The organism is Bacillus sp. FSL R5-0286 (genome assembly GCF_038593245.1).
GTDB classification, from domain to species: Bacteria; Bacillota; Bacilli; order Bacillales; family Bacillaceae; genus Bacillus; species Bacillus altitudinis.
The window spans coordinates 824813-839091 of record NZ_CP151977.1 but is presented as its reverse complement, the minus strand read 5'-3'; the positions used below and the strand labels follow the sequence as shown (position 1 = coordinate 839091).

Genomic DNA, 14279 nt, shown 5'->3' with positions numbered 1-14279 from the left:
CACTCGTTCCTTCCTTTTACTGAATGGTTCTTCTTCTGACTACAAGAAGAACAGTTCCAGACACTACTAGTAAAATCCCTGCATACATCAAATAACGTAGCCATTCTTCTCCAGTCTTTGGCAATTCACCGTTTGAGTCATGAGGCGGATGTTGATCCCCTTGATTTGAAGCTGGAGGATTTGTGTGGTCCACTTCATTCTTCATTGGAGCATTTTTTACAATCAATGTCTTGATCTCCACTTCGCCCATTTGAATTGTAAAAGCGAGTGGTTTTTTTAACGCTACATAACCATTTGGAGCTTTCGTCTCTGTGAGTGTATATTCACCAGGTTTAAGCCCTTTGACAATGGCTTCTCCGTCTTTTCCTGTTGTCACAGATTTTATCGTTTTCCCAGCTTTTGTACGAATGTCAAAGGCTGCACCTTTTAAGGTTCTATCTGTCTGCTGGTCTACCTTTATGATACGCAGACTTCCTAAAATCAAGTGATTCTTCGCTGTTAATTGAAGAGGCTTCTGCTGATTTTTCTCAATCGTAAACCGGATCGGCCGATCATCTAATTCATAGCCGTGAGGCGCTTTCGTTTCAACGAATTGATATTCTCCCGGTTTTAGATCGTTGATGTGAAGCTTTCCTTTTTGATCCGTTACAAGTGATTTCTTCAACGTTTTCCCGTCTTTACTCTGAAGAGCAAACTCTGCGTTTTCCAGCGTGTGTCCTTCAGCATCCACTTTGGTCAGTTCCACTGCTCCCGGCGTCAGTTTGTTGATCATTTCTACTTTTGCTGGTTTGTCTTGACCTAAACGAATCGTAAATGAGACAGGTGTCTGATCCAATTCATAGCCGGCAATGCTTGCTGTTTCAACAAATTGGTAGGTTCCTGGCTTCAGTTGATCGACTGTCAGTTGACCGTTTTTGTCTGTCTTTAAGTCTTTCTTCACACGCTGACCGTGTGCATCAATCAGGTCAAAGGTCACGCCAGCGAGCAATTGACCATCCTCCCCTTTTTTCTGAAGCTTTACAGCACTTGTCGTCCGAATATTTTCTTTTGTCACTTTCACCAGTTGATTTGGATTGAAATCAATCTTGAAGTCTACTGGTTCTGCATCAAGTTGATGTCCAAAAGGAGCCTTCGTTTCAACCAATTGGTAAGCGCCTGGTTTCAAATCGTTGACAGTGATGATGCCTTTTTCGTTGGTTGTTAAACCTGACATCAATTCTTTACCATCGTCATTGAAAAGTGTAAATTCTGCGCCTTTCAATCTTTCTTTTTCTTCCCCTATTTTTGTGAGTTCTACAGAGCCTTTCTTGAGCTGATTGATGGCTTCCACTTGAATCAATTCTTTTTGACCTAATTCAACTTCAAAGACAAGTGGTTTCGTACTCAATTCATAGCCTTCAAGACTCTTTCTTTCAACAAATTGATAGGTTCCTGGTTTTAGACCTGTGAAGGTAATCTTTCCATCCTGATTGGTTGTAATCCCTTCTCCTCCTGCCACTATCTTTCCTTTGGCATCAGATAGATCAAAGACAACCCCTTCTAATGATTTCCCATCTTCACCTTTTTTGTGTAACAGTACTCCGCCAGTTGTGCGGCTATTTTCTTTTGTCACACTGACCAGCTTCTCAGGGTTAAATGGAATAGCAAAAGTGACAGGTATTTCGTCAAGCTCATGACCGAATGGAGCCTTCGTTTCAACAAACTGATAGGTTCCAGGTTTCAGATCGTTGACGATGATCTTCCCGTTCTCATCTGTGACGAGACCTGTTTTTATCTCTTTTCCATTTGCATCTACTAGCTTGAATTCTGCTCCTTCAAGCACATCATTCTTTTCACCGAGTTTCGTGAGCTGGACAGCTCCAGTTTTGAGATCATTGATCACTTTGATCTCTGCCGGTTTTTTTTGTGCGATTTCGATGGTAAACGGATAAGGTTTATTTTTCTTTTGGTAACCATCAATACTCTCTGTCTCCACAAGCTGATATTTGCCCGGTTTGAGGTGATCGACCAAAAGCTTCCCATCTTCATTTGTTGTCAAATCTTTACGCACGACTTTGTCATTTTGATCCAAGACTTCAAATCGAACATCTTGAAGCTTCTTGCCATCTTCTCCTTCTTTCAACACTTCTAATGCACTTGTTTCATAGAGGTTCTTTTGTGAAATGATGACTGGTTCTTTTGGATCGAGTGGGACTTCAAATGTGATGGGTGTTTCATCTAATACATAACCGTCTGGTGCGTTTGTTTCGATGAGCTGATACGTACCCGGTCTTAGTTCGTTGATCGTGATCTTGCCATCTTCTCCTGTGACAAGCGCATCATTTAGCTCATGCCCATCTTGATCTAAGAGCTTGAACTGTGCACCTTCTAGTCTCTCTCCGCCTTCACCTATTTTGCTCAATTCTGCAGAGCCTTTGATGATGTCATTTACTGCGGTGACAACCGTTGTTTCTGTTTGATTTTCTTTAATGGTGAACGGCCATTTTTGCTGATTTAATTGATAGCCTTTCGGTGCGTTTGTCTCAACAAAATAATAGGAACCTGGCTCAAGATGTTTGAAAAGGATTTCTCCTTTTTCATCCGTTTTCAAATGGGTTTGAACGGTATCTCCAGATTCATTTTTCAGTTCAAATTCTGCATTTTCTAATGCCGCACCCGTTTCTTTATCTTTTTTCGTGAGCTTGACATGCTGACGGATTTCTTGGTTTTGCACCGTCATGCTATTTCCTGTTTTCGTTTGATCTCCTGATTCGTAAGGCTGATCAATCGTGACATTGATCGGTTCCTTCGTTTTCAAATAATCATCAGGTGCTTTCTCTTCTGTCACGATATAGTCACCATACAGAAGACGATCAAATCGAAGAGCTCCTTCTTCATCTGTTGTCTTTGTTCCAATGACGATACCGCTCGCAGCATCTGTCAGAGAAAAGGTTGCTCCTTTTAGCGCTTTTCCACTACTCGCATCTACCTTATGAATGGTTAAAGCGCCAATCGCTCCTGTGCCATCTCCCATGCCAGCGGTACGTTTGACCACAATTGAGGCTTCGGATTCCTTTTTGATTTCTTTTACATTTTCACCTCTAAACGTTACTTCGTTTTGAAGTGTACTTCCCACCTTATCTAAAATGAGAGATTGGTATTCTAAAATATAGGGTCTCGTGATTTCTTCTTTAAATTTGATTTGAAAAGAATCTGGATCGAATTCAAGGTCTAGTTCATAATCCTTCCCTTTTTCCAGCTCTTCCTTTTTGGTCACTTGCCCCCTTTCATCTATTGTTGTCGAATACAGATGAAATGAGTTTTCTATTATGGCTTGGTTACTGCTCGGATGGTCTATAATCGTCGCATCTTGGACTGTTGATTGACCAAAGTTGATATTCAGTTTCCAATCAATGACTTTCCCTTGTTGATTTCCTGATTTGCTCGTGTATTTCCCTCCATTTGGAATGGACACCACAGCATTCACGTCTGATTCTTTCGTCTTTCCATCATACAGGGTCGCTTTATTTTCATAGGTTTTCTGTACTAAATCCATTCCTTCAACACTTGTTTGATACGTGATTTTGTATGGGGAATCAATGGCATGTTTGAAAGTGACTTCGAATCCTGATTCTCCCTTTTCATTTTCAAGGAATTTGATGTCATAATGTTCTTTCGCTAATACCTCTTTTTCTTCCGCCCCATTTTCCCCGCCTTGTAAATCAAGCGAGTAGACGATAATTGAATCTTTAAGCAAACGCTGATTTCCTTGAATGAAATCCTCGATTTTCGCCTCTTCTAGATGTTTCAAATTATAGTTCACACCAATATTCCATGTGATCTCTTTTTTCTTTGCATCATATGTTCCGTTCTTGAATCCATTTGACTGCGTGTATGTGTCAGGCGTAAAGACAGATTGATTTTCCTTCGTCAAATCCTTGCCATCTTCATTTACCCATTCAAGTTTTACATGGTTACGCAGGTTCTTTTGATCTTTATCTGCTCTTTTTTCATAATCAAAAGACGTTGTATATGTGACGGTATGTTCTGTCTTGATTTCTTTCGTAAATTGAATATCAAATCCATTTGCATGTTCAACGATTTGATAATCTGTGCCTTCTTCAAGCACTGTATTACCTGTCGTCACTTTTAAACTATCTTTTTGCAGCGTCAATCCTTCGTTTGTGAACGTATCTTTTAATAGTAGATTGTTCATGGTTTGTTGATCTTTGTTGAAGGTGATACGCCATGGAATGGTTTTGTTCTTGTAATTCGGTGTTCCGTGGTTTTTCGTTAGGATTTGCTGATCAATTCTTTGCTTCGCTTGTTTGCTCTCTTTGCCAGCTGTCACAGTATTGATAATCTCTTCAGCTTCGAAAATCCGCTCGGTTGCTTTTGTTTGATATGTGATGAGATAAGCCGATTGAATATCTTGATTGAATTGCAAGGTAAACCCGTTTTGTTCATCCTTTTTTTGAGGTTGAACCACGTAATTTTCAAATGCTTTTGTTCCTGCTTCGTTGCCGTTCTGATCAATTGTGACTTCTTTGACTTGAATTGAGTCAGATATTAGCGCCTGTGTACCGTTAAAGAAGTCTTCTATCAAAGCATCCTTTTGAGCCAGCTTTTTTTCGTTATAGTTATACCGAATTTCCCAAGTAATCGTTTGTGTGACTGGATCGTAGTGGGCGGCTTTTTTATTTAAAGGACTGCCTCTTGTCACATTCACTGTTCCTTCTGCTGAACTAATCACTTTATCAGCAGAGACAAGGGACGCTTTATTACGAAACGCAGACTGATCTTGATTCGTAATGTCCGTTTCATACATTAAACGGTAAGCGAGATGCACGTCATCTTTAAATTCAATCGTGAAATCTTGACCATCTGCTGTTTGGCCGATTGTGTAGTGGTTTTCGTCAAGCAGCTGTCCAAGCGATGTTTCACCATTTAGCTTTGTATCTACACGATAAAGCTTGATTGAATCTTTTTTTAACGCTTGACCTTCTTGAATCGGATCTAACAGTTTCGCTTGTTTCACATCATCTAAGTCCATATTAAAATCGACTGTCCATTGAATGGTTTCAGCATTGTAAGATCGATTGGGTTCTCCCTTTTTAGAAACATTTGGACCATTTGGAATGTATTGAATCGGGATCGATATCGTATCTTTGCCTTCAATCGGGGTAATCACCACTTCTTTTTCTTCTGTGATCACTGTTTTTTTATCTAATTGTGTCCATACTTGAAGTGTTCCTTGGATATTTGAATATTGTTTAATAAAATCTGTGAACTCGATGGAGGCATTTCCGCTTTCATCTACAGAAAAATAACCGATGGTCGATTGATTAAATTTCATCTCGAGACGATCGATTTTTTCATAAATGACTAATTCCTCTGGAACCTTGAAATGGAATTCATCGCCGCCATTATAGTTATGACCATTCGGGATGGCCCACTTATAGTTAATGGAAATCAGTGAGTTGATATCAGGCCTTTCTACTGAATTTCCTTCTTGATCTTCAAATATCAATTGCGCATCAGTGAGAAGATTTTCTTGGATCGTCATTTGTTTTGAGACACTTTGCAATCCTACACGATTAGACACGTTCACTTTGTTTTTTAGTAATTCATCTTCATCGCTTTGTGTCTTTTGAACAGTTTCTTGATTGTTAGCAACTTTGTCTTTTTCCGATGAGGTTGAATCATCTTTTGAAAGGTTTTCTTCACGCTCGTTTTGCTTTGTTTTCTCTTTTTTCTCAGCTATACTGGTGACGTCAATATCTATAGATCCTTCTAAATTCGGATCAAGCTCAATATCCTCATTGAATGTGACCGTCACTTCATTTTGTTTCGAAACGGTATACTCACCAACAGGTATGTCATCGACAGTAATGAGTTCTTTCTGCTCCTTCTCTACCTGAATGACTGAAGGAAGAGAGAGAATATACGGATATTGCTTTTTGAGATCAATTCCTTTAATAGACCAATGCACAATGGCCTTTCTAACTTGCTGATCTTCTATGCTTGATAACTTGTTGCCTTCGCTATCAGCAAACTCAATATTCCCATAAATATTCTCTTGAATGTCTTTAGCTTGTGCCCCTGCTAAAGGCAAGATTCCTAATATACTAGACTGTATGACTAACACGGTCATCAGTGCCAGCGACAATATTCTTTTCAATACATCCACCCTTTTCTACAATTAATTTTTAACAACGATTAAAAAATCATTTGTATACTGTCTGATACATCACTCCGCTTCTGATCAAATTTTTCTAAAAATTGCACCTTAAGACCCTATGAATAAAATGAGTTGATCAATCATTAGTAGTAGATATAGTAGCTGGATAGGGGTCTATAGCAATGGGGAATAGTGAGAGGGAACATGAAAAGAAGACATGTGAATTTTTCTATTTATACTGGAATGAACAACAAATGATTAGTACATGCATATATAAGCATGTATTCACATATAGAACGTTCATATAAAACAAGCATGACTCATATGGTATGTATGGTGAGATAGTTCAGCATCATATAGATCGCATTCCTTCTACTCCCTTTCATATGGTAATCAAAAAGCCGATGCTTTTTATTCTTACATTTACCGTTTGAGCAGCAAAAAAATAAACAAAATGATCCATTTTTATAGGATTCATGGCATACTTATCACCTTTTAAAAGAAAAATATGGAGAATCAGCGAATAACATTTGTTTTCGTCTAATTTTTTTCTCTTTTATCGTCAAAAGTGAAGACAAAACGATTTAGGCAAAACATTACAATCATTTCATGCCTATTTTGAGCTCAAATGTTCTTCATCTGAACTTCATAATATATAGAGGTAAGCCAAAGAAAGGAGTTAGTTGTTTGATGGAGCTCATTGATAATAAATCAAAGAGATGGATAAACATTTTAAAATTGCTTGTATCCAAAAATAAGTGGTGGAGCCTTCAAGAGATATCGAATGAACATATCGGTTCTGTTCGAGCCATTCAAAGCGATATAGAACAAATGAAATCGTTCCAAACCGAGAACGGAGAACCGTTAATCCACATAAAGCCAAGACAAGGCATATCCATTTGTAATACGCAGACGATACGAGTGGATTACTATATCAAAGAAATTCTAAAGGATACGATTGAAATTCGATTGATTGACGGCATTTTTTTTGAAGAAAATAGATCTTTCTATGAATGGATGGACACGCTGAATATCAGTAGATCCACATTGTATAACACAATTCATAAAATCAACTCGATCCTTACATCCTATGACATCGAGTTACGCCCAGATAGTATGCAGTTTCATGGGAATGAGAAGGAGATTCGTCAATTCTTTGTTGAATTTTTATTTGAAGTGTATGGAAGCCGCCTTTGGCCATTTGATGATATTCAAAAACAAGACGCAGTTCATTTATTACAAGAACTATTTCAGGTGCTCGAAGTCAATGTACCAGATGTCGCGATAGATAAATACTGCCTGTGGCTCGGCGTTTCCATTCACCGAATGCGAAAAGGTTTTACAATCAGCCGTAAATATACATACTCAATGACTGAAGAAAAACAAACCTCTACAGCTAAAGGAATCTATGATCAAATTAGAAGATGGGAAGAGCACATCTGCCGAATGGCCAAAGACGTATTTGATGTGACGCTGGATCATCATGAATTTGTCTTTTTGCTATTGATCGAACCAGCTATTGGACACTTTAAATCAATTGAGTCTGTCGAAGAAAAATTGACGTTCTTTCAGTCGCATACACCACGCCTCTATGATGCCATTCATTCATTTATCACCCAGTTGGAGTCGATTTTTCATCAAGAAATAGCGAATCGTAAGGTGATGACACTCGTTCTTCTCCAATATTATGTGTATTCCAATGAAATTACCGTGAGAGATGGATTCCTTTTCAAAAAGAAATCGAGCTATTTATCAGAGGTGAAAAAACAGTTTCCCTACTTCTATTCGAGGATTAGTCATATCATCCAAGAGTTAAAAACAGACGATATCCTCGCTTCTTTTGTGAAAAATGAACGGGAATTGATTCGTATCATTACATCTTCTTGGAGAGGGCTTGTTCATTTGGAGATGGAACGGAGAAACGTGCTGAACATTTTTGTTACTTCAACATTAGGTTATTATCATAGTTTGTTTATTGCTGATTTAATTAAATTAAGCGTGCCTCCTCTCATTCACATTTTCACAAGTCCAGAAAATACGTTAAATGATGTCACGATGGATCAACTTGGGGTTGATATGATTGTGACCGATACTGAGCTTCCTCTTCAATTCGGTCGATCTACGCTGCTGATCAGCTCTTTTCCAACAAAAAAAGAATTGGACAACTTGCACCGCAGATTGGTTGATATGACAAACTAATGTTCATCATAAAAAAAAAGCTGCTGAGACATTCTCAAGCAGCTTTTTGGTTCTGTATTAATGAAGCACGATTTGTTCATTCATCAAATCAATGGCGTAAAGCGATTGCCCATATTCATCTAATAGAAGGTATACTTTGAGCGGGGCAGTGGTTTGATCTGTTTGCTGCGTGAATAGGACACAAGTGAATTTTTCAATCCCTTCTGGCAGCTTGCTTTTCAGAAAAGGATGAAGAATAGGAGAGATTCGAAGGGTATCAACATCTTTCAGCCAAAGCTCATCTTGTAACGCAGGATAATGGTCAACCAAAAACTGACGAAACACTTCCAATGTACTCAAGGTAGATATCCTCACTTTCTTCTAACTTGGCTTCAAACTCACCTAAAAACAAACGGAACCAACTCATCATATGATCTCGGTACACGTATTTTCGCATACGGATTGAGACATGATCACTCACTTTTTAGACATGAACTGTAGATCAACTGTACTGTAACGAATGTTCAATATGTATAACGTATCCTATGTCATCTCATTGACTCCACCACGAATTCAATCAATGGACCTATGATCATATTCTTACCTGTTTTCTTTCGTGATGAAACGACAACTTCCTGCTACAAAATTCCATTTTTCTGCAAAAAAGAGGGAGATGGGACAAAAAAAAGAACAGCACTGACTGTTCTTTCAATAGCGTAAAGTGCCAATTCAAATATCCTGTAAAGGAATGACTTCCCCGCTCACTGCATCCACTCCATCATGACAATCTAGTTTTCCACATAAGACATACTGCTTTTCTGTAAAATCATATACATAGATGGGGGTCAGCTCTAACCGATCTTTTAATTTTTCGAAGGCTTCTTGTTTTGTCATGGTGATTTTACCAGGGGGTTGGAGTTCATCCAACATGCCACACTCCTTAAACATTTCTTTTCTATCTATGTAATTAACGGCTTCAAATGTAAGGGCATCAATGAATATCAAGATTTTATCTGTAAGCAAGCTTCTCTCTTGTCTATTTGCTTTTACTGTTGCATGAATGTAATGATCACGATGAAGAGAAATGCAAACCCATTTTCCGGTGTCGTTAGGATATTCCTGCCTCAACAAATTTTGAACTGCTTTCAAACACTTATCTTTTTCTTCCTCTGTTATTGGCATTGTATCTGGTGAGGGTTCAATTGAAAAGGCTTGATCATCTGAGATGTCTTCTTGAATATTTAATTCCTTTCTTACAAAAGGTTCAGTTATTGGTTCATCCCATTTGATGATTTGGTTGATATTGAGACATTGATGTTCCTGTATCGTACCTTCAAACGGGAGGATTCCGGTTCCATCATTCTTTACATACACTTCTTCTAACGCATAAATTGGACGAATTTTATTCTGATTAAAGGAAGGCCATTCGATTCGTTGCACTTGCTGAAGGGCTAAGCTTTCAATCTTCTCAATGAGCAGCGTATATTTTTCAGCCCTGTGCTTTTTTATTGAGACAAATGGGCCGTGATGAACAAAGTAAATGAGTTGTCCATGTTCATCCCATTTCACATCAATCATGCCTGAAGGGGTCACTGGTACACCAGCAATTTTTTCTTCAAAAATAAGCTCCCCTTTTTCCTCCTTATGCAAGTGAAAGTGCTCTCCATATATCAACCCTGTTTCTTGTTCAATCCATTTGATGGCGTCATTCTGGGCGCTATCAAAGCACACACCCTCCTTTGCATATGTTTTACCCATGACAAAAACAGCACTCTCAACCTTTCCTGTATTCAAATTCACTTCTATCACGGCTGTGCCATCCGGGTTTAAATCTTCGTCCACAGGTTCCATTTCATGTGGAGGAAACCATTCCATACACAATTTATAAATTGTTTCATTAAACATATTCACATTTCGGTAATACTCGTAGTTTTTTAAACGATAATCATCTAAGCCGAACTTCTTTCTTGTATCATCTATTAGATGCTGTAGAGTTTCATTCATTTGTTTCACCTCAATCTGTTGAGTGATTATCTTATGGAAGGACGAAAATAATGATAAAGCCGAATAGGATGATAGCTGATAAAAGGCCTAAAACCAAACCCATCATATTTGATTCCTTTGTATACCCTTTTAATTCGTGTTCCTCAGTAGATCGATCAATTTTTCTAAAGCGAAAAAGCATGCTTACATTCATAATAACTAGAAACATAGCCATTAAGAAAAATAGAAATGCAGGTTGTATTTCAAAGAATGGGTTTGTTACATCTCGGAAGCTAAATGACTGAAAAAACATGAGACCACTCAATACTACTCTCGAAATATTTTCTGTTCTCTGTTCTTTCTCCCACTCTTTTCCTAACTTCTCTTTTTCATAAATAGCTACCTTCTCAAAAATGGGAATGAAAGATTTTGTTGATTTCCTTTTAAAGAATCCTAAAATACTTTGAAAGAGCATGACAATTCCTAGACAAAAAAACAAATGAGTTAATTGAATATGTAAGATTTGAAAAAAGATTGAAAACGTCACGATCATGATGCCAGCTATTAAATTACATGTGACTAATTGGTTTGTTCTCATCTTTTTCAGTGCTACTTGTTCCATACAATACTCCTCTCCTTCTCTATTGGTTCTAATAAAAGCTCTATCTGTACTACGTTTTTATCGGAAAAATGTTTCAATATTTTTCCTTTCTATTGTGAATTTGGTTTTTCACACACGAAAAAAGTAAAGAGTAATTCCCTTTACTTTTTCGCTTGCCTCTATGGGTTTAGTCCTATTCTCAAACCGCTGAATTGACTGCTTACTCATTTTCATGAACTGTCTAATCAGTTCATATTAGTGTTTAAAAATTCCCCTTCACAATCGTTCTTTTGGCTTTTTTGACAATTCTGCTGGTTGCTTTTGTATCAGAATCTTTTAACCACTGTTCACACAGGTTTATGACCCAATTTGGTTGTGTTTTACTAGCGTCATTGAGCCAGTTTCCTACAGAATCTTGAACATATGTTGATGGATCAGATTTGAGCAAATCTAGAATAGGCTGTGCCCTCATTGGCTCTTGTTTTAATGACTCAATATGCTTTGTCCAAACACCTCTTGGGCGAATAGCTTCTACTGAGAATCGGCGAATATTTTCATCTTTACTTTTAGCCCATGCTGTTAAATGTTCTATACTTTGATCGAGCTGATCCGTTAGACTTTCTCTCACTGACATCCACGCAATTTCTCGAACTCCAAAATGATGATCAGCTGCAAATGGCTGAATGTACACCAATTTCTCTTCCAAAGTTGATAAACGTTGTTTGTTCATATAAGCAGCCCAACAACGGACGCTATCAGATACATGGTGAGTAAATGCCTGTAGCACTTCCGCTTGTTTTTCCCCATTCTCTTTCTGTAGCCATTCATCTAACAATTGACCGATGAGACGAATTGCTTTCATTCCAGACTCAGCCTTTTGTTGAGTGATCTTAGATGTTAAACCGTCTAAATGATGGTCTAAACCAACGGATGGCAAAACATGACGTAATAACGTCATATGATTGACAGCCAGCCATTCAGTTAAATTCACACTCTCTATTTTTCCCTGATTCAAAAGGAACAAGACGTCATGAGGGATATCAGTTCCCTTTCGAGCACCTTTTCGATTGATGATCTCTTCGCTTATTTGCATTTATTTTCTCTCCTCGTCTAGTGGTTCTTTTGTTTGATATTCATCGTTTTTAAAAGAAATATATGAATGCCTTCAATCTTTGGATATTGCCCCCTATTGTATCAAATAAACAACTTTACTGGTGCATTCTTCAAACCAAAAAGGAACTACCCGAAATAAGTAGTCCCTTCCATACAAAATTGAATTTAAGTTACCTTCCTTGCTCGATCACCTTCAAACGCTTATGTTGAGAAAATCGGTCAAACGTCACCATGAGAATGGTCATGAGTAACGCAAGGAAAACCGTACCGGCGCTGAGCCAGCTTAGGTTCAATACAGAGGTTCCGTTTAACACAATCCCCCCTAAACCCGATCCTAAAGCAAATCCGAATTGAATAAATGATGTATTGACACTTAATGCGATATCAGGAGATTTTGGAACAAGGGTTACAAGATATAGCTGCTGAGCTGGTGATGTACTCCATGTTGCGATCATCCATATCATGATAACAGCCACCATGACCACGAGATTCCCTGTGACAAATGCTAGTAGCATGAGCATCATGATTTGCAAGATGATGCCAGAAAAAATCGTGAAGATGGGTCCTTTTTTATCTGCTGCCATCCCTCCAAGGCTTGATCCCAAAAAGCTGCATATTCCCGCTAGTAACAAAATGCCACTGATTTCTGTGATGCTTAGGTTGGCTGACTTTTGCAGGAAGGGCGTTAAATAGGTAAATAACGTGGAATATCCCCCTACATAGAATAACGTGACTGCCACTGCAAGTAATATACGCTTGTCTTTTAAAATCGATAATTGCATACGAAGCGTCACCGGTTCTTGTTCTTTCATAGAAGGGATCCGCCTATACACCACAATCAGCGGAATAAGCGTGATCACTCCAATGGCTGCGAATAATGCTTTCCATCCGATCATACTGCTTAGAAATGTCCCGATTGGAACGCCTAAAACCAAGGAGCTGCTTAATCCCATTAAAATGATGCCAATGGCTGTTCCTCTTTTTTCCCGTTCTACAAGACGAGTTGCAACCGCCATCGCCACTACAATCGCCGTTCCCCCACTGATTCCTTGTAAAATTCTTGTGATCATGACCATTTCAAACGAATGGCTGATACTTGTGATGAAGTTACTTAAAATAAAAATGATCAGCGTCCATGTTAATATTTTTCTACGGTCCATATTGATGGTTAGTGCGATGACAATCGGTGCACCGATTGCGGCCGAAAGTGCTAAAGATGTGACCAATAAGCCAGCAGTAGACGTTGTGACATGTAAATCATGTGCGACCATTTGAATAATGCCAGTAATGATGTATTCGATCGTTCCGATTAAAAAAGCTGCTAAAGCAAGTAAATAGACAACGGTTTTATTTTGCATCGTGACGTTTCTCCTTTGGGCCATGTTTACGATTTGATTTCATTCTTAATAGGAATTTGAATTTCAATGAGTCTGCCTTCTTCATTTTCTGACAATGGGTAATAGATTTCTCGGCCCGGCTGATCATCTTTCACGCGGTATCCGTTATGTTCAATCCATGTCGCCAGGTCAACACAAGCAGTTTGTGCGGATGGAGAATGTGAATGAAATAAGAGTGTTGCCATGGTGTCTTCTGCAGGTAACGTGCGAATTGTCATTCCCTGAGGAAGCGAGCACCTTAACGATTTGACGGAATACCCCACCTCAAATTCGAACTCACTTTCTTTATCCAGTGATTCTCTCCATAACACTACTTGTGGTCCCGAGATCGATTCTTGTTGATGTTTATGTAATAAATGATGAAACATTTGAAAGAATGAAGGGATTTCTTCAACAGTTCCGTTGGATTGAAAAGACATGATGCGTTTACTTTCAACAGATTTAATGATGACCTCCTGTTCTTTTTCAACACACCCCTCTCGTTTGATGAGATGCATCCGCTCCTTAATACGGGCTAATTTCTGTTGTTCTCTCTCGATCAATTGCTGAATCTCACTCTCTTTCAAGAGAAACATGCCCTGAATTTGCTCTACTGAGATATCTTCACGAAGAAGCTGCCCCATTTGTTTTAACGTAAAGCCTAATTCCTTATAAAGAAAAATTCGATTGACCTCAAGTAACTGCTCAGCTGAGTAATAACGGTATCCCGAATCTTGATCGATCTGCTGAGGCTTTAATAAATCAATTTGGTCATAATATCTTAAGGTTTTGACAGGCACTTTACTTAACATAGAAAAATCGCCGATCTTGAACATCCTGCATCTCCTCCGATTTGTTGATCTGTTCA

Annotated in this window: 8 protein-coding genes; 1 reads left to right on the top strand and 7 read right to left on the bottom strand. The window is 38.5% G+C overall.

Annotated features, from left to right (window positions below; genetic code table 11):
* Window positions 1-16: 16 nt before the first annotated feature.
* On the bottom strand, window positions 17-6169 hold the full coding sequence (locus NST24_RS04110; protein ID WP_342462370.1) for a SpaA isopeptide-forming pilin-related protein: 6153 nt from the start codon (window positions 6167-6169) through the stop codon (window positions 17-19).
* 681 nt (window positions 6170-6850) lie between these two features.
* On the opposite strand from NST24_RS04110, the gene NST24_RS04105 reads away from it, so the two are divergent.
* Complete coding sequence (locus NST24_RS04105; protein ID WP_342462369.1) at window positions 6851-8359, top strand: helix-turn-helix domain-containing protein; 1509 nt, start codon at window positions 6851-6853, stop codon at window positions 8357-8359.
* Window positions 8360-8416: 57 nt separating this feature from the next.
* Here NST24_RS04105 and NST24_RS04100 read toward each other — a convergent pair whose 3' ends face one another.
* The 6 genes from NST24_RS04100 to NST24_RS04075 form a co-directional block, all read right to left on the bottom strand.
* Window positions 8417-8698 (bottom strand): hypothetical protein, encoded by a 282-nt coding sequence (locus NST24_RS04100; protein ID WP_024720262.1) that lies wholly within the window; start codon window positions 8696-8698, stop codon window positions 8417-8419.
* 369 nt (window positions 8699-9067) lie between these two features.
* A complete protein-coding gene (locus tag NST24_RS04095) occupies window positions 9068-10342 on the bottom strand; it encodes a hypothetical protein (RefSeq protein WP_342462368.1) in 1275 nt (424 codons plus the stop codon).
* A 31-nt stretch (window positions 10343-10373) separates the two neighbouring features.
* Window positions 10374-10943 (bottom strand): hypothetical protein, encoded by a 570-nt coding sequence (locus NST24_RS04090; protein ID WP_342462367.1) that lies wholly within the window; start codon window positions 10941-10943, stop codon window positions 10374-10376.
* Between the two features lie 241 nt (window positions 10944-11184).
* Window positions 11185-12015 carry a DNA alkylation repair protein gene (locus tag NST24_RS04085; protein WP_342462366.1) on the bottom strand — a complete coding sequence of 277 codons (831 nt, stop codon included), beginning with the start codon at window positions 12013-12015 and terminating at the stop codon, window positions 11185-11187.
* 190 nt (window positions 12016-12205) lie between these two features.
* Complete coding sequence (locus NST24_RS04080) at window positions 12206-13393, bottom strand: MFS transporter (protein WP_342462365.1); 1188 nt, start codon at window positions 13391-13393, stop codon at window positions 12206-12208.
* 26 nt (window positions 13394-13419) lie between these two features.
* On the bottom strand, window positions 13420-14247 hold the full coding sequence (locus tag NST24_RS04075) for a MerR family transcriptional regulator (protein WP_025206945.1): 828 nt from the start codon (window positions 14245-14247) through the stop codon (window positions 13420-13422).
* Between the last annotated feature and the right edge of the window lie 32 nt (window positions 14248-14279).

Bases quoted from the DNA above. Each gene is read 5' to 3' on its own strand.
- NST24_RS04095 (WP_342462368.1), bottom strand. From the start codon at position 10,342: ATGAATGAAACTCTACAGCATCTAATAGATGATACAAGAAAGAAGTTC.
- NST24_RS04090 (WP_342462367.1), bottom strand. From the start codon at position 10,943: ATGGAACAAGTAGCACTGAAAAAGATGAGAACAAACCAATTAGTCACA.
- NST24_RS04105 (WP_342462369.1), top strand. From the start codon at position 6,851: ATGGAGCTCATTGATAATAAATCAAAGAGATGGATAAACATTTTAAAA.
- NST24_RS04075 (WP_025206945.1), bottom strand. From the start codon at position 14,247: ATGTTCAAGATCGGCGATTTTTCTATGTTAAGTAAAGTGCCTGTCAAA.
- NST24_RS04085 (WP_342462366.1), bottom strand. From the start codon at position 12,015: ATGCAAATAAGCGAAGAGATCATCAATCGAAAAGGTGCTCGAAAGGGA.
- NST24_RS04080 (WP_342462365.1), bottom strand. From the start codon at position 13,393: ATGCAAAATAAAACCGTTGTCTATTTACTTGCTTTAGCAGCTTTTTTA.